Annotated in this window: 15 protein-coding genes; 9 read left to right on the forward strand and 6 right to left on the reverse strand. The window is 72.2% G+C overall.

The window, feature by feature from the left end; translation table 11 throughout:
• The first annotated feature begins 51 nt into the window (after window positions 1-51).
• Genes QQA02_RS08210 through QQA02_RS08225 form a run of 4 tightly spaced genes read left to right on the forward strand, consistent with a single transcriptional unit; the run spans window position 52 to window position 5,251 of the window.
• A complete protein-coding gene (locus QQA02_RS08210) occupies window positions 52-1,473 on the forward strand; it encodes an anthranilate synthase component I family protein (RefSeq protein WP_502870986.1) in 1,422 nt (473 codons plus the stop codon).
• Window positions 1,470-2,171, forward strand: coding sequence for an aminotransferase class IV (locus QQA02_RS08215; RefSeq protein WP_284776267.1), 702 nt, complete (start codon window positions 1,470-1,472; stop codon window positions 2,169-2,171). The genes QQA02_RS08210 and QQA02_RS08215 overlap by 4 nt, the downstream gene beginning before the upstream one ends.
• 47 nt (window positions 2,172-2,218) lie before the next feature.
• Window positions 2,219-4,462: a S9 family peptidase gene (locus QQA02_RS08220; protein WP_284864079.1), complete on the forward strand. Its 2,244-nt coding sequence runs from the start codon at window positions 2,219-2,221 to the stop codon at window positions 4,460-4,462.
• 60 nt (window positions 4,463-4,522) lie between these two features.
• Entirely contained in the window at window positions 4,523-5,251 is a 729-nt protein-coding gene (locus tag QQA02_RS08225; RefSeq protein WP_284776264.1) for a DUF2334 domain-containing protein, read from the forward strand.
• Between the two features lie 174 nt (window positions 5,252-5,425).
• Here the strand turns inward: QQA02_RS08225 and QQA02_RS08230 are convergent, their stop codons facing one another.
• Window positions 5,426-8,341 carry an ExeM/NucH family extracellular endonuclease gene (locus QQA02_RS08230; RefSeq protein WP_284775770.1) on the reverse strand — a complete coding sequence of 972 codons (2,916 nt, stop codon included), beginning with the start codon at window positions 8,339-8,341 and terminating at the stop codon, window positions 5,426-5,428.
• 300 nt (window positions 8,342-8,641) lie between these two features.
• Here QQA02_RS08230 and purS point away from each other — a divergent pair, with 300 nt between their 5' ends.
• The 3 genes from purS to purL are packed head-to-tail and all read left to right on the forward strand — an operon-like array spanning window position 8,642 to window position 11,951.
• Entirely contained in the window at window positions 8,642-8,893 is a 252-nt protein-coding gene (gene purS / locus QQA02_RS08235) for a phosphoribosylformylglycinamidine synthase subunit PurS (protein ID WP_075664509.1), read from the forward strand.
• Window positions 8,890-9,597 (forward strand): phosphoribosylformylglycinamidine synthase subunit PurQ, encoded by a 708-nt coding sequence (gene purQ, locus QQA02_RS08240; protein WP_284775772.1) that lies wholly within the window; start codon window positions 8,890-8,892, stop codon window positions 9,595-9,597. The genes purS and purQ overlap by 4 nt, the downstream gene beginning before the upstream one ends.
• A gap of 38 nt (window positions 9,598-9,635) precedes the next feature.
• A complete protein-coding gene (purL, locus tag QQA02_RS08245; protein ID WP_284775774.1) occupies window positions 9,636-11,951 on the forward strand; it encodes a phosphoribosylformylglycinamidine synthase subunit PurL in 2,316 nt (771 codons plus the stop codon).
• Window positions 11,952-12,363: 412 nt separating this feature from the next.
• Here purL and QQA02_RS08250 read toward each other — a convergent pair whose 3' ends face one another.
• The 4 genes from QQA02_RS08250 to QQA02_RS08265 form a co-directional block, all read right to left on the reverse strand.
• Window positions 12,364-13,146 (reverse strand): class I SAM-dependent methyltransferase, encoded by a 783-nt coding sequence (locus QQA02_RS08250; RefSeq protein WP_284775775.1) that lies wholly within the window; start codon window positions 13,144-13,146, stop codon window positions 12,364-12,366.
• Window positions 13,143-14,003 carry an ABC transporter ATP-binding protein gene (locus QQA02_RS08255; protein WP_336620421.1) on the reverse strand — a complete coding sequence of 287 codons (861 nt, stop codon included), beginning with the start codon at window positions 14,001-14,003 and terminating at the stop codon, window positions 13,143-13,145. The genes QQA02_RS08250 and QQA02_RS08255 overlap by 4 nt, the downstream gene beginning before the upstream one ends.
• On the reverse strand, window positions 14,000-15,031 hold the full coding sequence (locus QQA02_RS08260) for an ABC transporter substrate-binding protein (RefSeq protein WP_284775777.1): 1,032 nt from the start codon (window positions 15,029-15,031) through the stop codon (window positions 14,000-14,002). Before QQA02_RS08260 ends, QQA02_RS08255 begins: the two co-directional genes overlap by 4 nt.
• Window positions 15,032-15,093: 62 nt before the next feature.
• Complete coding sequence (locus QQA02_RS08265; RefSeq protein WP_284775780.1) at window positions 15,094-16,149, reverse strand: FecCD family ABC transporter permease; 1,056 nt, start codon at window positions 16,147-16,149, stop codon at window positions 15,094-15,096.
• A 357-nt stretch (window positions 16,150-16,506) separates the two neighbouring features.
• Here QQA02_RS08265 and trhA point away from each other — a divergent pair, with 357 nt between their 5' ends.
• Window positions 16,507-17,142, forward strand: coding sequence for a PAQR family membrane homeostasis protein TrhA (gene trhA / locus QQA02_RS08270; RefSeq protein WP_284775823.1), 636 nt, complete (start codon window positions 16,507-16,509; stop codon window positions 17,140-17,142).
• Between the two features lie 72 nt (window positions 17,143-17,214).
• Here the strand turns inward: trhA and QQA02_RS08275 are convergent, their stop codons facing one another.
• Complete coding sequence (locus QQA02_RS08275; RefSeq protein ID WP_284775782.1) at window positions 17,215-18,222, reverse strand: acyl-CoA thioesterase; 1,008 nt, start codon at window positions 18,220-18,222, stop codon at window positions 17,215-17,217.
• A gap of 146 nt (window positions 18,223-18,368) precedes the next feature.
• On the opposite strand from QQA02_RS08275, the gene QQA02_RS08280 reads away from it, so the two are divergent.
• Window positions 18,369-18,752 carry a sterol carrier family protein gene (locus QQA02_RS08280; RefSeq protein ID WP_284775784.1) on the forward strand — a complete coding sequence of 128 codons (384 nt, stop codon included), beginning with the start codon at window positions 18,369-18,371 and terminating at the stop codon, window positions 18,750-18,752.
• Window positions 18,753-18,839 lie beyond the last annotated feature (87 nt).

Consider the following 18,839-nt stretch of genomic DNA (forward strand, 5'->3'; position numbering starts at 1 on the left):
GCCGCCTCACCCACCGCCGTCTGGCTTGATGACGCATGCGGCGGCCCCAGCGTGCTCGCTGACACCTCCGGTCCCCGTGCCCGCACCGTCACCGCCGACGTCGCGGCCGGGACCGTCACCGTGGACGGGGTGAGCTGGCCCGGCGACGTCTTCGAGTTCCTCGCCGCGGCGACCCCGCGCGGTCAGTCGGCGGGGGAGTGCCCGGTGGGCCCGGGGTGGATCGGCTACCTGGGCTACGAGCTCAAGGGCCAGTGCATGCCCGGCGGTGATGCCGGAGCCGCGGTGCACCGGGCGCCGTACCCGGACGCCGCGCTGATCTTCGCCGACCGCGGCGTGGTCGTCACCGACGGGGCCGCCTGGCTCTTCGCCTACGCGGCCGACGCCGGGGACGGGGACGCGGGGAGCGGCCACGAGACCTGGTTCGACGAGACCGAGGCCCGGCTGCGCGCCACCCTGACCGCGGAACCGGCCGCCGCCTCGGCCGCCGCCCCAACCGCCGCCACCCCGGCCGCCCCGCCGCGCCTGCGCCTCGTCGAGAGTGCCGGGCGAGGCGAGTACCTGCGCCGCATCGCCACCATCCAGCGCGCGATCGAGCAGGGCGAGACCTACGAGGCCTGCCTGACCACCGCCCTGATCGGCACCGGCGAGGTCGGCCTCGACCACTACCTCGCGCTGCGCGCACACAACCCGAGCCCCTTCGGCTCCTACCTGCGCTTCGCCGCCGCGGACCTGCACCCGCAGGCCGCGGACGGCCACCCCGCGCCGGCGCCGAATCACAGGAATGCCGCGCTCCAGGTGCTCTCGACCTCCCCGGAGGTCTTCCTCACCGTCGACCCCGACCCGACCCACCGAACCGACCCGACCCACCGAACCGACCCGGCCCACCCCACCCGCCGCGTCACCCGCTCCAAGCCGATCAAGGGCACCCGCCCGCGCGGGCGCACCGCGGCCGAGGACGCCGCCCTGCGCGCCGACCTGGCCGAATCCCCGAAGGACCGCGCGGAGAACCTCATGATCGCCGACCTCGTGCGCAACGACCTGGCACGCACCGCCGAGCCGGGCAGCGTGCGCGTGCCGGTCGCCTTCGACGTCGAGACCTACGCGACCGTCCACCAGCTGGTCACCACCGTCGAGTCGACCCCGCGCGCCGACGTGACCGCGATCGAGGTGCTGCGCGCGGCCTTCCCGGGCGGCTCCATGACCGGCGCGCCGAAGGCCCGCACCCTCGAGATCCTCGACCGCCTCGAGGACTCCGCCCGCGGCGTCTACTCCGGGGCCGTCGGGCACATCGGTGTCGACGGCACCGCCCGCTTCGCCATGCCGATCCGCACGCTCGTCGCGCACGGCACCGACCTGCACTACGGTGTCGGCGGTGCGGTCCTCGCCCTGTCGGACCCGGACGCCGAGTACGAGGAACTGAAAGCCAAGTCCGCCGCCCTCGCCCCGATCGCAGAGGTGATCTTCCCGCAATGACCGCAACGAACACGCCCACCGTCATGGACTCCTGGCTCGTCGTGGACGGGTACGCCACCGGGCTGGAACGGCACCTCGAACGGTTCCACCGGGGCGTCGGAAATCTCCTGGGCACGCACGTGCCGGCGGAGTTCGACGCCGCCGTGCGCGCCGCTTGCGCCGCCGAGGGCGCGTGGTTCCCGCGCATCGAGGCCGCCGACGGCTTCACGCTGCGGCTGCGGCCGGCCCCGCGCACGCGCACCGAGACGGCGCTGTGGGCCCCGCCCGAGCCCGACCCGCGCACGTGTCCGCAGGTCAAGGGGCCGGACATGGATGTGCTGCAGCGCCTGCGCGCCGAGGCCGTCGCTCGCGGCGCCGACGACGCCGTGCTGCACGCCGACGGCCGCGTGCGCGAGGCCGCCAACGCCGCGCTCATCTTCTTTGCCGGCGACGAGCCCGTGCTGCCCACGGGCCCGCGCCTCGACTCCGTCACCGTCAGAGAGCTTGCCGACGCCGTGGGGGTCATCGTCGGCGAGCGCGACGTGGCGTTGGCGGACGCGCCCACCATGGCCTGCTGGGCGCTCAGCTCGCTGCAGGAGATCACCGAGGTCACTGCGTGGATCGGCGCGGACGGGGAGAAGGTGGCGTGCCCGCGGCGCGACCCGGGCGAGGTCGCCGCGGCGCGCAGCGCGCTGGACCGGCGCCGCCGCGCCGTCTAGAACGCCCCGCGTCGCGGGAAGCGGCGTGATCACTAGCATCGGGTCCCATGACTTCCTCCCGACCCGATCATCCCGTCGAACCGGTGCCCGCGACCCAGGAGCTGCCCGAGCTTCCCGACGTCGCCGGTGGGCGCGACGCCGCCGGCGGTGCCGAGGTGCCCGCCGCGCCGGTGGCCCCGGTGCGCACCGTCGAGCGCCTGCACCACGGCATCAGCTTCATGGACGACTACGAGTGGCTGCGCGACAAGGGCGACCCGGAGACGATCGCCTACCTCGAGGCGGAGAACGCCCACACCGAGGCCGCCACCGCCGGCTTGGAGACGCTGCGCGGCAACATCTACGCCGAGATCTCCTCGCGCATCAAGCAGACCGACATGTCCGTGCCGCAGCGCTCCGGCGACTGGTGGTACTACGGGCGCACCGAGGAGGGCCGCGACTACGGCTTCTCCTGCCGCATCCCCGTCGACAAGGAGGCCGACCCCTGGACCCCGCCGGTCATCCCGGAGGAGGGCCGCCCCGAGGGCGAGCAGATCATCCTCGACCTCAACGAGCTGGCGGAGGGCCACGAGTTCTTCGCCCTCGGCGCCTCCTCGGTCACCGACTCCGGGCGGCTGCTGGCCTACTCGGTGGACACCGCCGGCGACGAGCGCTTCGAGCTGCGTGTCAAGGACCTCGAGACCGGGGAGCTGCTCGAGGACCGCCTGGAGAACATCTTCTACGGCGCGGCCTGGGCCGGCGAGGGCTTCCTGTTCTACACCACCGTCGACGACGCCTGGCGGCCCGACGCCGTGTGGCGCCACCGCCTGGGCACCCCGCAGTCCGAGGACGTCTGCGTCTTCCGCGAGGACAACGCCCGCTTCAACGTCGGGGTCGGCTCGACGCGCTCGCGCAAGTACATGTTCATCGTCACCAGCTCGAAGCTGACCACCGAGGCGTGGGTCGCCCCGGTCGACGAGCCGGAGTCCGACTTCACGGTGCTCTGGCCGCGCCGCGACGGCGTCGAGTACGACGTCGACCACGCCGTCGTCGGCGGCGTGGACCGCTGGGTGGTCACCCACAACGCCACCGGCCCGAACTCCGCGGTCGCCGAGTGCCCGGTGGGCACGCTCGGCGAGGAGCTGCCGGCCTTCGAGGACATGCACGAGCTGGTCGCCCACAGCGAGTCCGCCCGTGTCGAGGGCGTGGACTGCTACCGCGACCAGATCTTCCTGGGCTACCGCGCCGAGGGCATCGGGCGCGCGGCGGTGATGCGCCTGACCGGCGAGGTCGACGAGCGAGGCTTCGGCACCTTCGAGGAGATCACCTTCGACGAGGAGCTCTACACCGTCGGCGTGGTGGGCAACCCCGAGTGGGACGCGCCGGTGGTGCGCCTGTCCTACGGCTCGTTCACCACCCCGGCGCAGCTGCTGCAGTACCGGGTGGCCGACGGCGAGCGGACCCTGCTCAAGCAGCAGGAGGTCCTCGGCGGCTACGACCCGTCGCGCTACACCGCCTACCGGCTGTGGACCACGGCCTCGGACGGCGCGGAGATCCCGGTCTCCGTGGTGCACCGCACCGACGTCGACCCGCTGGCCGAGCCGCGCCCGACGCTGTTCTACGGCTACGGCTCCTACGAGTCGGCCACGGACCCGGCGTTCTCGGTCTCGCGGCTGTCGCTTCTGGACCGCGGCATGGTCTTCGCCATCGCGCACGTGCGCGGCGGCGGCGAGATGGGCCGCGCCTGGTACGACCACGGCAAGCAGCTGGAGAAGAAGAACACCTTCACCGACTTCATCGCGGTGGCCGACGACCTCATCGACCGCGGCATGACCGCCCCGGACCGCCTGGTCATGGAGGGCGGCTCGGCCGGCGGCATGCTCGCCGGCGCGGTGGCCAACATGGCCGGCGACCGCTTCCGCGGCATCCTCGCGGTGGTGCCCTTCGTCGACCCGCTGACCTCGATGCTCATGCCGGAGCTGCCGCTGACGGTCACCGAGTGGGACGAGTGGGGCGACCCGCTGCACGACCCGGAGGTCTACCGCTACATGGCCTCGTACGCGCCCTACGAGAACGTCGAGCCGAAGGACTACCCGGACATCCTGGCGGTGACCTCGCTCAACGACACCCGCGTGCTCTACGTCGAGCCGGCGAAGTGGATCGCGCGGCTGCGTGCGACGGCCCGCGGCAACTTCCTGCTCAAGACGGAGATGTCCGCCGGCCACGGCGGTGTCTCGGGCCGCTACGCCCGCTGGCGCCAGACGGCCTTCGAGTACGCCTGGATCGTGCACGAGGGCACGGGCCTGCGCGCCTGACGCCGCGTCCCGCCCGCCTCGCCGAGACAGGAGCGCGCACGGGTGGGATAATCGCTTTTCATGAACGGTCGGCTGTTGGTGTCCATCTCATCTATCTTCCGCGACACCCTGCCGGCTGCGGCCCGCACGCTCGCCGACCTCGACTCCGAGGGCCTGACCACGAGCCTGCTGATCGCCCCGCACATCGACGGCGACTGGCACCTGGCCAAGGATCCCGAGACGCTCGACTGGGTGCGCGCGGAGCGTGACGCCGGGCGGGCGATCCTGCTCAACGGCTTCGACCAGGCCGTCCAGGGCCGCCGCGCCGAGTTCGACGACCTGCCCGCCCACGAGGCCCGCCTGCGCCTGAAGGGTGCGACCCGCCAGATGGCCAGCCTCGGCGTGGTCACCGACCTGTTCGCCCCGCCGCGCTGGCGGCTCTCGCCCGGCACCCTCGAGGTCGCCGACGAGTTCGGCTTCCGGCTGATCGGCTCCACCCGCGGCGTCTACCTGCGCGAGCCGGACCCGGACGACGACAAGGACGCCGGGGCCTGGCGCCTGGTCTCCTCGCGCAACCTGTCCGTCGGCGAGGGCTTCGGCTCGCCCGGCTGGTGGCGTCGCAACATCATCAAGGCCGCCCGCCGCGGCGCGAAGAAGGGCAACACGATCCGGCTCTCGGCCTCGGCGCGCAACCTCGCCGAGGAGAAGGTCGCCCGCGACTTCGTGGCCGCCGCCGTCGCCGCCGCCGAGGGTGGCGCCCGGCCGGCCTCCTACGCCGAGCTCGTCGCGGAGACCACGCCCTCCAATTGACGACGTCCCGCCCCTCGCCGTCGCCGCGCTCCGCCCCGTGGGCGGTGCGCGCCGGGGGATGACGGGGAATGACACAGAGATGCAGCGCGCCCGCCGCGGGGAGTTCCCCGTGGCGGGCGCGCCGGGTTTAAGGCGTGCGGTGAGCCAGCGGGGAGCCCGCCGGCCGACCGTGCGCTAGATGCGGATGCCGGTCATGCGCTCGATCTGGTCGCGCAGCTCAGCCGGGGCGAACTGCTGGAACGCCCAGGCGATGATGCCGCCGAGGCCGAGCACCACGACCAGGGCGCCGATGACGCCCAGGGCGGCGGAGCTGCCGACCGGCAGGGTCGAGGAGCCGCTCGAGCCGTCGTTGCCCGGCTTGTTGTCGTCGCTCGGCTTGCCGTTGTCGTCGTCGCCCGGCTTGTCGTCGTCGGAGTCTTTCAGGTTGAAGCCGACCTTGACCGGGTCGTGGTCGGAGGCGCGGAAGACGATGTTCTCCGGGTCGTCCTGGTAGAAGTCGACGACGTTGTAGTTGCGTCGCGAGTACTCGAAGGCCAGCGGCTCATCGGCGTTGATGTCCCAGACCTTCGCGTCGACGACGCGGTCCATCGCCGCGGCGTTGCCCAGCGCGTGGTCGAGCGAGCCCAGCCGCGCGGAGAACTGGTAGGAGATGCCGGCGTCGTGCTCCTCGGCGATGTTGGTGTAGCCGCCGTGCTCGAGCACGGCCAGGGTGCGCTCCTTGGAGTAGGAGTTCAGGTCGCCCAGGATGAAGGTCGGGGTGTCCGCCCAGTCCTCCTGCTCGTCCAGGTGGGCCAGCAGGGCCTCGGCCTGGCGGGCGCGGACGTTCGGGTTATTGCCCTGGCCGTCGCCGGAGTCGGCGTCGTTGTTGGCCACGGAGCCCTTCGACTTGAAGTGGTTGACCACGGCGACGAAGCTCTCGGCGTCGTCGGAGCCCGCGGCGTCGTCGGCCTCGGTGCCCTCCGCCTCGGTGCCCTCGTCGGCATCGTCGGCGACGCGGGCGGCGTCGTCAGTCTCGTCGGTGTCGTCGGCGTCGTCGCCGGCGCCGGCGGCGCGGAACTCCTGGGCCAGCGGCTGGCGGGCCAGGCCGGTGAAGGCCTCGTTGTCGAAGATGCGCGACTCGCCGACCGGTTCGACGGTGTCCGGGTTGTAGATGAAGGCGGTGCGGATGACGTCCTCGGCGGTGCCGGTCTCCTCCGGGGAGGGCACGTAGGCCCAGTTGCCGCCGGCGGCGTTCAGCGCGTCGACCAGGCGGGAGAGCGCCTCGTCGCGGCGGTCCTTCGAACCGGTCACCGAGTAGGTGTTCTCGATCTCCTCGAGACCCAGCACGTCGACGTCGAGGCGGTTGATCGCCGCGACGATCTTGCGCTCCTGGTCGCCCAGGGCCTCGGCGGTGTAGGCGCCGCGCACCGTGCAGTTGCGCGCGGTGACCGGGTTGTTCTCACGGTCGTTGTAGGAGCTGCAGTTGTGGTCGGCGCCCAGCGAGGTGAAGTAGTTGAGCACGTTGAAGCTGGCGATCGAGTAGTCGCCCTCGACGGAGTCGATCGCCTCGAGCGCGGCCGGACGCGAGTCCTCCCACGTGATCGGCAGGTCGGCGCCGGCGGTGTTGCCGGTCACCGGGGCGGTCGGCTGCAGCGACCAGGCCTCGAAGCGGTAGTCCAGGACCACCGGGTGGGCGAAGTCCACCGCGTCGCCGGTGCGCAGCGACTTGATCGTCTTCGCGTCGTCCTGGGCGATCCACGGCAGCGGGGTCGCCTGGTCGCCGCGCAGGTAGTTGCGCGAGCGGCCGTCGTCGAGGACGAGCACCTCCTCGGTCTGCTCCTCGGTCAGCTTCTGCACCGGCGAGTCCGCGGCCGTGTCCGGCTCGTGGACCTCGGTGGCCTGCAGGTACGGCTCGTCGCCGGTGGCCAGCTGCACGGTGCCGAACTGGTTGAGGTTGTAGTTGCCGGTCACGGTCATGTCGCCGGTCGGCTTGACCAGCATGCCCTCGAAGGCCTCGCGGGCCTCGTCGCCGGCGGGAATGGCCTCGATCTCGAGGGCGACGACGGGCTCGAGGTCCTCGACCGGCTCGACGTCGGTGGCCTTGATCTGGGTCAGCTCGTAGTGCTCGCCCGCGGTGCCGGTGACGGCCACCGAGGCACCGACCTCGGGAAGCTCCTTGCCGGGACCGGTGTAGACGAACAGGCCGTGCGAGGCGTCGCCGGCCTTCGGCTCCTCGGAACCGGTGCCCGGGTCCTGCAGGTAGAAGCCGTCGAAGCCGCCCTCGGGGTAGGCCGCGGTGACCACGCCCTCGACGGTGACGGTCTGGCCGTCCAGCGGGGTGGTCGGCCCGGTTCCCTGGACCTCGGCGGCGGTGACGCGCTCGCCCGGCTCGACCGGGGTGGAGCCGTCATCGCCGTCGGAGCCGTCGTCGGAGTCGTCACCGTCGCCCGGGTCCGCGGCGTCGTCGGAGGCCTGCGGGGTCGGGGTGTCCACGGTGAAGTCGACCGAGTTGTCGTCGGTGTCCACGCCGTCCTCGGCGCGCTGCACCGAGGTGGTGTTGGAGGTGGCGGCCGCCGGGGCGCCCTCGAAGTTCTGGGCGGAACCCCAGCCGACCAGGTCGACGACCTCGCCGTCGGCGTCGGTCAGCTCGGCGATGGCCTGCTTGGCGCTGAAGTTGAAGCCCGCCTCGAGGTCGACGCCCGGAAGCTCCTCGCCGTTGTCGCCGCCGGCGCCGGCGATCAGCAGGTGGCCGCCGGCCGGGACCTCGCCGGTCAGCGTCGTCGCCGCACCGGAGTTGCCCTTGGTGGACTGCTGGTCGAGGGTCCAGCCCTCGACGCTGATCGCCTCGTCGGTCGGGTTGTAGAGCTCGACGAAGTCACGGTTGAACACGGCGCGGGAGTTGCCCCCGCCGCCGTAGACCTCGTTGATGACCACGTTGGAGCCGTCCGGGGCGGCCACGGCCTGCGGGACGACGATCGAGCCGGCGGCCGCCGTGACCGCGGCCGTCAGGGCGGCGGTCACGGCACGGCGCACCGGACGGCGCAGGGGACCGCGCACGGTCGGGGCGACGGGACGTCGGAAATCGGAGGGGGAGGGGCGCGGGGGCGTCATATCTGCACGCTTCCTGGGAGGAGACAGGGGACGAGCTCATTATCAGCGCCCAGGCGGCTGTCGGCAGGGTGTAGGGGCGACGCCCGCGCCCGGCGCCAGCGCGTTCACCCCCGGGGCGGGAAGAATTCCGCCGCGCGCCAACCGCACGCCACCGCAGGTTCACCCCCGCGCGGCTCACTCTGCCCGGCGCGGGCGGGGCCCGGGCGGGTGAGCGAGGTGGGCGGGGCTTAGTTTCCGCAGCACCGGGGCGGTAGGCTCTGTGACGTACCGATACCTGCGAAGCCCAAAAAGGGGAGACCTGTGGCCCGTGTAGTAGTCAATGTCATGCCCAAGGCGGAGATCCTGGACCCCCAGGGCCAGGCCGTCGTCCGCGCCCTGCACCGCACCGGCGTCGAAGGCGTCGCCGACGTGCGCCAGGGCAAGCGCTTCGAGCTCGAGGTCGACGACTCCGTCGACCGCGCCGAGCTGGAGAAGGTCGCCGAGACCCTGCTGGCCAACACCGTCATCGAGGACTTCGAGGTCGTCGTCGAGGCCGCGGGGGAGGCGCAGTGACCGCCCGCATCGGAGTCATCACCTTCCCCGGCACCCTCGACGACGTCGACGCCGCGCGCGCCGTGCGCTACGCCGGTGCCGAGGCCGTGGCGCTCTGGCACGCCGACGCCGACCTCAAGGGCGTCGACGCCGTGGTGGTCCCCGGCGGCTTCTCCTACGGCGACTACCTGCGCAGCGGCGCGATCTCCGCGATCGCGCCCGTGATGGGCGCCGTCGTCGAGGCCGCGGGCAAGGGCATGCCGGTGCTGGGTATCTGCAACGGCTTCCAGATCCTCACCGAGGCCCACCTGCTGCCCGGGGCGCTCACCCGCAACCAGAACCTGAGCTTCCACTGCGTGGACACCGTGCTCACCGTCGAGAACACCGACACCGCCTGGACCCACGGCCTCGACGCGGGCTCGGTCTCGGGGTCCGGCTCGGTCCCCGGTGACGGCGCCGGGATCCTCATCCCGGCCAAGCACGGCGAGGGCCGCTTCCAGGCCTCCGCCGAGACGCTCGCCGAGCTCGAGGGTGAGGGCCGCGTGGTGTTCCGCTACACCGACAACTTCAACGGCTCGATGAACTCGATCGCCGGCATCTGCAGCGCCAACGGCCGCGTCGTCGGCCTCATGCCGCACCCCGAGCACGCCATCGACCCGCTGACCGGCCCGTCCACGGACGGCCTCAAGCTGTTCGTCTCCGCGGTCGGCACCATCGCCGCCTGACCGTCGCGCCCGAAGCCCGAAGGGAGTTCCCCCACACCATGACCGTCCACAACGACACCGTCGCCGCGGCGCAGGCCGACCCGCACGCCGAGCAGCCCTACCGCGAGCTCGGCCTCAAAGACGACGAGTACCACCGCATCAAGGAGATCCTGGGCCGGCGCCCCACCGACGCCGAGCTCTCCGTCTACTCCGTGATGTGGTCCGAGCACTGCTCCTACAAGTCCTCCAAGGTCCACCTGCGCTACTTCGGTGAGACCACCACCGACGAGATGGCCGAGAAGATCCTCGCCGGCATCGGCGAGAACGCCGGCGTGGTCGACATCGGCGACGGCAACGCGGTGACCTTCCGCGTCGAGTCGCACAACCACCCCTCCTACGTCGAGCCGCACCAGGGCGCCGCCACCGGCGTCGGCGGCATCGTCCGCGACATCATGGCCATGGGCGCGCGCCCGGTCGCCGTGATGGACCAGCTGCGCTTCGGCCCGGCTGACGCCGCCGACACCCAGCGCGTGCTGCCCGGCGTGGTCGACGGCATCTCGCACTACGGCAACTGCCTGGGCCTGCCCAACATCGGCGGTGAGACCTCCTTCGACGCCACCTACGCCGGCAACCCGCTGGTCAACGCCCTGTGCGTGGGCACGCTGCGCTCCGACGACCTGAAGCTGGCCTTCGCCTCCGGCACCGGCAACAAGGTCATGCTCTTCGGCTCGCGCACCGGCCTCGACGGCATCGGCGGCGTGTCCGTGCTGGCCTCCGACACCTTCACCGAGGGCGCCGAGCGCAAGCTGCCGGCCGTCCAGGTCGGCGACCCCTTCGCTGAGAAGGTGCTCATCGAGTGCTGCCTCGACCTCTACGCCGCCGGCGTGGTCGTCGGCATCCAGGACCTGGGCGGCGCCGGCCTGGCCTGCGCGACCAGCGAGCTGGCCGCCAACGGCGACGGCGGCATGCGCGTCAACCTGGACAATGTCCCGCTGCGCGCCAAGGACATGACCGCCGCCGAGATCCTGGCCTCCGAGTCCCAGGAGCGCATGTGCGCCGTGGTCACCCCGGAGAACGTCGAGCGCTTCCGCGAGATCTGCGCCCACTGGGACGTCACCTGCGCCGAGATCGGCGAGGTCGCCCCCGGCGACCGCCTGATCATGACCCACCAGGGCGAGGTCGTCTTCGACGCCCCGGCCCACACCATCGCCGACGACGCCCCGCAGTACAACCGCCCCTGGGCCCGCCCGGCCTGGCAGGACGAGCTGCAGGTCCAGCAGCCGGTCGAGCGGCCGGCCGACCTGGCCGAGGCGCTCAAGAAGATGGTCGCCTCCCCGGCGCTGTGCTCGCGTGCGCACATCACCGAGCAGTACGACCGCTACGTGCGCGGCAACACCGTCAAGGCGCTCAACTCCGACGCCGGCGTGCTGCGCATCGACGAGGAGACCGGACGCGGCGTGGCCGTCGCCTCCGACGCCTCGGGCCGCTACACCAAGCTCGACCCGAACACCGGCGCGCGCCTGGCGCTGGCCGAGGCCTACCGCAACGTCGCCGTCACCGGTGCCCGCCCGGTCGCCGTGACCAACTGCCTCAACTTCGGTTCCCCGGAAAACCCCGACGTGATGTGGCAGTTCCGCGAGGCCGTCCACGGCCTGGCCGACGGCGCCCAGGAGCTGGGCATCCCGGTCTCCGGCGGCAACGTCTCCTTCTACAACCAGACAGGTGACGAGCCGATTCTGCCGACCCCGCTCGTCGGCGTGCTCGGCGTGATTGACGACGTCGCGGACGCCACCGGCCACGACCTGGGCAGCGTGCCCGAGCCCGAGTACATCTACGTGCTGGGCAAGACGCACGAGGAGTTCGGCGGCTCCGTCTGGCAGGAGATCTCCGGCGGTGGGCTCAACGGCCTGCCCCCGCAGGTCGACCTCGCCGACGAGGAGCGCCTGGCAGACTTCTTCGTGCCGGCCGCCGCGCACGGCCTGCTCACCGCCGCGCACGACTGCTCCGAGGGCGGCATCGCCCAGGCGGTCGTGGAGATGGCGATGCGCTCCGGCCTGGGTGTGGACCTGGATCTGACCGCGGTGCACGAGGAGCTGTTCACCGCGCTGTTCTCCGAGTCCGCCTCGCGTGCGGTCATCGCGACCACCGCGGACCGCGCCGACGCCGTCGAGAGCCTGCTCGGCGAGGCCGGCGTGCCGTTCATCCCGGTGGGCAAGACCGTCGCGGACTCGCGTGAGCTGAAGGTCATCGGCGAGGACGACGCGTTCACCGCCGACCTGGACGAGCTGACCGAGGCCTGGTCCGCCACGCTCCCCGACCTGTTCGGGCATGCCGTGGGTGCCAACTCGAACCCCGAGGAGCTCGAGGAGCTGTAGGGGAGCGGGGCTTCGCCCTGGTCCTGGGGTGATGCCCCGGGAAGTTCCGGGAGAGTCGCCGTGCCGGAGGACGGTGCGGTGGCTCTTTCGTGCTTCGGGGGTGTTGGGGGCCGGGGGGCTGGGGGTCGGGCCGACGGTTTCGCTGGCCGTCGGGGTGTTGCGGCCCGGGGTACCGGGAAAATGTGTCATGGGGGAATTCAACGACCCGCGTTTTCCCAGGTCGATGAGAACCGGTCGGGCTGGGATGACACAAAAAGTCGGGTCGGGGAGCCGTCCCTGGGGATAGCGGGTAGCCAGACCGGGAAAATCAGGCAGTCCCGGGGAAAATCAGGCAGTCCCGGGGAAATGGGGCAGGAGCGGTGCCCCGGACCTCCCGGCCGGCCCCGGGCCCCCGACCGACCCCGCCCCGCTGCTACACCCGCCCGCTGACCACGTAGTGCGGGCGGGACTCGTGGCCCGGGGCGGTGCCCAGCTCCGCGTCCAGCTCCTGGACCCGCGGCACCTCCTCGACCTGAACGTCCCTCAGCCCCGCCTCGCGGAAGACCTCGGCGAAGGCCTCCGGCCCGCGGGATCCGGCCAAGGGCAGCGTCCGGACCGTCTCGTCCGTGTAGGTCCGGGCGAATTCGTCCGGACCGCCGGCCGACTCGACCTCGAGGTCACCCACGGTGCCCTCGGGAAACCAGTTCGCGTCCACGCAGACCACCCGGCCTCCCGGGGCGAGCAGCCCGGACCAGGACCGGACGGCGGCGACCGGGTCGCGCAGGGTCCACAGCAGGAAACGCGAGACCACGGTGTCAAAGCCCACGCCCGTCCCGACGCCGGCCGCGGCCAGGCCGGGGGCGGGTGAGACGGCGTCGGCGCGCACGAAACGGGCCAAGGGTGCGGCGGCGCGACGTCGGCAATCGAGCTCGGAGCGCGCGGCGGCGAGCATGCCCTCGGCGGTGTCCACGCCGACGACCGCGTGACCGAGGTCGGCGAGCAGGAAGGCGAGGTAGCCCGAGCCGGTGCCACAGTCGAGGACGCGGGCCGGCGGTGCGGGCAGGTGCGCGGCGAAGACGCCGGCCCACAGCTCGCGGTCGACGCGGGCGCGGCGGCCGTGCATCTGGTTGCCGTGGTAGGCCGCGGCGCGGTCGGACCAGTAGCGGTCGAGCCGCTCTTGGAGCTGAGTCAGGTCGGTGCGCAGGGAAGTGGTCATTTCGGCTCCTGGTCCTCCTTGAAGGTGTCGAAGAGCAGCACGATGCGCCCGTGGACGTCGACGCGGTCGACGCGGGTGCGGTAGACGGGCTCGAGGACCTCGGGAAGCAGGATCTCGTCGGGGGTGCCCGCCGCGACGACGCCGCCGTGGTCGAGCAGCACGAGCCGGTCGCAGTAGCGCGCGGCCAGGTTCAGGTCGTGGAGGACCACAACCGTTGACCCCTCCCGGTTCGCGACCAGGTTCAACAGCTCGTACTGGTAGCGCACGTCGAGGTGGTTGGTCGGCTCGTCGAGGAAGAGGTACGGGGTCTCCTGGGCGAGCGCGCGGGCGATGAGCGCGCGCTGGCGCTCGCCGCCGGAGAGCGACTGGACGTCGCGCGGGGCGAGGTCCAGGGCGCCCAGCGAATCGAGTGCGGCCTCGACGATGCGCTCGTCCTCGGCGCGCGGGCGGGCCGTCGCGCCCAAGTAGGGTAGGCGACCGAGCATGACCAGGTCCGCCACGCGGATCGGGATGTCCGACTCCTGTTCCTGGGTGACCACCGCTATCTCGCGGGCCAATTGCTTGCGTGGGATCGAGCCCAGCGCGCGGTCGCCCACCATCACCGAGCCGGCGTCCGGGTCCAGCGACCCGTAGAGGCAGCGCAGCAGCGTCGTCTTGCCCGAGCCGTTCGGCCCGACAAGTCCCAGCACCCCGGACGGCGGTACGTCGAGGTCGACGCCGTCGAGCACGCGCTTGCGCCCGCGGTTCAGCGTCAGCCCGCGCGCGCGGATGCCGGCGGCGCTGTTCACATCGCCGACGCGCCCTGCGCCGGCCTCCGCGCCTGCACTGCCGCCGGCCGCGCCCTCACCGGATGTCACTGATTGTTCTCCAGGAACTCGTCGACCTTCTCCAGACCGTCGACGGCCAGCGGCGTCGGCGGCTCGGCGAAGTTGAGCAGCAGCGGCATGATGCGGTTCTCGCGCACGGCGTTCGAGTTCTCCAAGCCCTTGATCTGCTTGACCGCGTCAACCACCGGCCCGGCCTCGCCCTCGGAGTAGAGCGCGATGATCACGTCGGGGTCGCGCGCGAGGAGGTCCTCGGCGGTGACCTCGAAGACGCGCTCGGAGGAGTCTCCGTAGACGTTCTCCAGCCCGGCGGACTCGACGATCGGGTGCGACATCGATCCGGTGCCGTAGGCGTAGGTCACGCCGCCGCCTACGGTCGGGTAGAGCACGGCGACCGAGCGGCCCTCGCCGCTGGCCTTGTTCGCCAGTTCGGCGACGCGCTTCTCGAGGTCCGCCACGACCTCGTCGGCCTTGTCCTCACGGTCGAAGACCTTGCCGTAGAGGCGCACCTCGTCGTAGACGTCGTCCCAGGTCACCGGCGACTTCAGGGCGTCGCAGAAGCCGGGCTCCTCGAGCATGCGCACCCCGCCGGTGTCGCCCATGGTCTGGCGGTTGACGGTGTCGGTGAAGCCGAGCACGAGGTCCGGCGAGGTGGCCACGATCTCCTCCTTGGAGATCTGCAGGTGTCCGGAGGCGTCGAGCTTGTCGGTGATGCTCGGGATCTCGGCGATCTTCGCGTTGGTGGCGTCGTCGTAGTACTCGGTGGGGTACTGGCCGGCGCGCGCGGTGACGCGGTCGAGCACACCGAGCGCGTTGAGCGTGGCGATCGACGCCGGCTTGAGCGTGGTCACCCGCTCCGGCGCGGCGTCGAAGTCGACGGTCTCGCCGCAGTTCTCGACGCTGACGGCGGCTTGATTGGCGACGCCGCCCCCCTCGCCGTCGGCGGTTCCCTCGCCGTTTGCGCCGCAGGCGGCCAGCGGCAGCACCAGCGTGCAGCAGGCCAGGGTCGCGAGGGCGCGGCGGGATCCGCGGGCGCGGCGGGGGCGGGTGAAGGAGTTCATCTGGGGTCCTTTCGGGGAAGTGTCAGTTGGGTTTTTCAGTTGGTGTGTCTCGGTTGGCGGTCTCAGTTCGCCGGGGCGTACATGCGGCGCACCAGGATCAGCAGGAAGGGTGCGCCGACCAGCGCGGTGATGATGCCGATGGACAGCTCGCGCGGGGCGAGCAGAGTGCGCGCCCCGATGTCCGCCCAGATCAGCAGGATCGCCCCGGCCAGCGCGCTGACCGGGATGACCGCGCGGTGCGCGCCGCCGACGAAGCGGCGGGCCAGGTGGGGCACGACCAGACCGACGAAGCTGATGGAGCCGGCCATCGCGACGATGCCGCCGACGAGCAGGCAGGTGATCACCAGCAGGCCGGCGCGCAGTTTCTCCGGGTCTACGCCCGCGGTCAGGGCGGTCTCGTCGCCGACGGCCAGCGCGTCGAGGTTGCGGGCCAGCAGCATCAGCAGCGCCACGGAGGCGACGACGATGACGGCGATGACGACGAGCGGGCCGTCCCAGCCGGCCAGGCCCAGGGAGCCGAGCAGCCAGAACATCACCGAGCGCGAGGACTCCGCGGAGTCGGAGGCGAAGATGAGGAAGCTGGTCACCGCCGAGAGCGCGTAGCCGATGGCCACGCCCGCCATGAGCAGGCGGATCGACGTCAGCCGGCCCTGCGAGCGGGCCACGGCCCACAGCAGCAGGGAGGCGGCCAGCGCGCCGATGAAGGCGCTGCCCTGCAGGGCGTAGTCGCCCAGTCCCGCGCCGAGGCCGAAGAGGATGGCCAGTGCCGCGCCGGTGGAGGCGCCGGAGTTCACGCCGAGGACGAAGGGGTCGGCCAGCATGTTGCGCACGAGCGTCTGCAGGATCGCGCCGGAGAGCGCGAGGCCCGCGCCGACGAGTCCGCCGAGGATCACGCGCGGCACCCGGATCTCCCAGATGATCGCGTCGTGGACGGCCGCACCCTCGAGCGCGGTGCCGAGGAGGTGGTGCGAGACGACCTGGAGGGTCTCGGTGGGGCGGATGGGCACCGGCCCGGCGCCGACGCCGACGATGAAGGTGATCGCCAGAGCGACGGTCAGGGCCAGTGTCCACAGCGCGGTGCGGCGGCGGGCGGCGGCCAGGCCCAGGGTGTCGGTCATGGCGACCAGCCTACATTCAAACGGTTCCTAGATCAATTGAATGTTTGCCGGTTCCGGCGGCGGTGGGGAGGGCTGCGGCGGGGGTGATCCCGGATGTTGTGCTGGCGTGGGATGCCCGGGCGCGGTAGCGTACCTACGCGACCGTAGGAAAACCTTACGAGGGGGACCACCGTGACTCCGGGACTCCACGAGACCAGTGCCCGCCGCCCCGCCGAGACCGGCCCGGCGACCGGTGCTGCGACCGGCACGGATCCGGCGCGCCCGGGGCAGCGCGGCGGTGCGCCCGGCCCCGTCGGCCCGGACGGCGCCGACGCCCCGCGACGCCGCCGGCCCCTCGTCGACCGCGGCCCGCGCCCTCTGATCCGCGGCTGGTTCCACCTGGTGGCCGCCGGCCTCTCGGTGGTCTCCGGCACGGTGCTGACCACCTTCGCCTGGATGACCCTGCCCTGGTGGCAGGCCCTCGGGGTGACCGTCTACGCCGTCGGTCTGCTCACCCTCTTCGGCGTCTCCGCGGCCTACCACCGCGGCCCCTGGCGCAGCGAGGCCGCCGTGCGCTGGTGGCGCCGGGCCGACCACGCCACCATCGCCGTCTTCATCGCCGCCACCTACACCCCGCTGTGCCTGATCGTCCTCGAACCGGCCCAGGCCGCCTGGATGCTCGGCACCGCGTGGCTCGGCGCGGTAGGCGGGGTGGTGCTCAACCTCGTGTGGATCGGCCACCCCCGCTGGCTCGACGTCGCGGTCTACCTCGCGCTCGGCTGGCTGATCGTCCCGCTCATCCCGCAGCTGTGGCACTCCGCCGGCCCCGCCGTGGTCTGGCTGCTCTTCGCCGGCGGCGTCGTCTACAGCCTGGGCGCGGTGGTCTACGGAGCACGCTGGCCGGGCCGCAGCGCCCGCTGGTACGGCTACCACGAGCACTTCCACACCGCGACGATCATCGCCGCGATCGTGCACCTGGTGGCCGTCTGGATGGTCGTCGTCCAGGGCGGGTGACGTGCGCGCGGCGCAACCGCCCAACCGCAAGGGAAACGCCCGCGGCGGGAACCGCGGGCGTCGTCAATTGAACTAGTCGATGCGCTGGTGGGTGACCTGCGGCGTCAGCGAGAGCGGCGAGTAGTGCCCGCGCAGCTCGCGCAGGGTGTTGGCGTGCTCGGCGAGGCGCTTGTCCTCCTCGGTCTCTGGGACGAAGGTGCGCGCCAGCTGCGGCTCGCCGTCGACGCCGAGGCCGATGTAGGTCACCGTGGCGTGGATGGCGGTCTCGAGCTCGTCGCGGCCGCGGTGGGCGTCGCCGGCGCGCACGTGGATCGACATCTGCATCGAACGGGCGTCGGTGCGCATCATGCGGGCGTCGACCTCGATGAGGTCGCCGATCGAGATCGGCTGGTAGAAGCGGATGCCGCCCGCGTAGACCGCGACGGTGCGGATGCCGGACCACTCCATCGTGCAGGCGGTGCCGGCCTCGTCAATCCACTCCATGGCCGTGCCGCCGTGCACCTTGCCGCCCCAGTTGATGTCCGTCGGCTTCGCCAGGAAGCGCGTGATCAGGCGCGGGGCGTCCGAGGGGCCGTCGTAGGTCTGCTTGGCCATCTCCGTCTCGATGGCCTTGCGCAGCTCGATGCGCGACTCGGCGGCCTGCCAGACGCGCTCCTCCTCCTTGTTGGCCGGGTGGAACTTCGGCACCGCCTGCGAGCGGCCCGTCGCCGTGTCCTTGGCCACGAAGATGACCAGGCAGTCGCAGGCCGGGGAGAAGTGGCCGTCGCGCGGGTCGGCCGAGAGGACCTCGTTGACGATGTGCATCGAGGACCGGCCCGTCATCGCGATGCGCGAGCGGACCTCGACCATGTGGCCCGAGGGGATCGGGCGGGTGAAGTGGATGTGGCCGACGTAGGCCGTCACGCAGTAGGTGCCCGACCACTGGGTGGCGCACGCGTAGGCCGCCTTGTCGATCCACTCCAGCACGCGGCCGCCGGAGACCCCGCTGGCGCCGGCCATGAGCACGTCGGTCGGTGCCGCCATGAACCTCAGCGTCACCGAGGGGGAGGGGGTCTGGGGCTCGGCGGTGGTCTCGGCCATGGTCCTTCTTCCTGTCACTTCACTCGTTGCTTCACTTATTGCTTTCCGACGTCCCGCCGCAGCGCACCCGGGGCGTCCACCCGAGGCCAGGTTACCCGCGTCGCGCGCGAGCCGCGGGGCGGGCGGGTGGGGTTAGGCTGGCGGCCATGAAGAAGGTCGATCCCGCAGAGGCGCGTGCCGCCGTCCTCGCCGTCGCCGACTGGGTCCGCGACCCCGACACCGTGGACCGGCCCGCCCGCCCGGCGGTGGCCGCGGCCGTGCGCGCCACCGCCCGCACGCTGGCACAGGAGGCACCCGGCCACACCGTCGAGCTGCGCGTGCCGCCGTTCGTCGCCGTGCAGTGCGTCGAGGGGCCGCGCCACACCCGCGGCACCCCGCCCAACGTCGTCGAGTGTGCTGACCTGCAGTGGCTGCGGCTGGCCACCGGGCTCGAGGACTTCGACGCCGCCGTGGCCGGCGGGCGGGTCGAGTCCTCCGGCTCGCGTGCCGGGGAGGTTGCCGGGCATCTGCCGGTTGTGCCGTTGGAGTGAGGTTTCGGGGGTCTGGCTCGGCCGGGGTCGGGGGTTCTTGGCTCGGCTGGGGTCTGGGGTTCTGGCCGGGCGCTGCCGGGATCGGGG

Origin of the sequence: Corynebacterium sp. MSK006, from assembly GCF_030232385.1 — a bacterium.
Classification (GTDB): Bacteria; Actinomycetota; Actinomycetes; order Mycobacteriales; family Mycobacteriaceae; genus Corynebacterium; species Corynebacterium frankenforstense_A.

Coding starts and splice junctions, on each gene's coding strand:
- QQA02_RS08225 (WP_284776264.1), top strand. CDS start 4,523: ATGAACGGTCGGCTGTTGGTGTCCATCTCATCTATCTTCCGCGACACC.
- QQA02_RS08265 (WP_284775780.1), bottom strand. CDS start 16,149: ATGACCGACACCCTGGGCCTGGCCGCCGCCCGCCGCCGCACCGCGCTG.
- QQA02_RS08250 (WP_284775775.1), bottom strand. CDS start 13,146: ATGACCACTTCCCTGCGCACCGACCTGACTCAGCTCCAAGAGCGGCTC.
- QQA02_RS08280 (WP_284775784.1), top strand. CDS start 18,369: ATGAAGAAGGTCGATCCCGCAGAGGCGCGTGCCGCCGTCCTCGCCGTC.
- purL (WP_284775774.1), top strand. CDS start 9,636: ATGACCGTCCACAACGACACCGTCGCCGCGGCGCAGGCCGACCCGCAC.
- QQA02_RS08215 (WP_284776267.1), top strand. CDS start 1,470: ATGACCGCAACGAACACGCCCACCGTCATGGACTCCTGGCTCGTCGTG.
- QQA02_RS08275 (WP_284775782.1), bottom strand. CDS start 18,222: ATGGCCGAGACCACCGCCGAGCCCCAGACCCCCTCCCCCTCGGTGACG.
- QQA02_RS08230 (WP_284775770.1), bottom strand. CDS start 8,341: ATGACGCCCCCGCGCCCCTCCCCCTCCGATTTCCGACGTCCCGTCGCC.
- QQA02_RS08220 (WP_284864079.1), top strand. CDS start 2,219: ATGACTTCCTCCCGACCCGATCATCCCGTCGAACCGGTGCCCGCGACC.
- QQA02_RS08260 (WP_284775777.1), bottom strand. CDS start 15,031: ATGAACTCCTTCACCCGCCCCCGCCGCGCCCGCGGATCCCGCCGCGCC.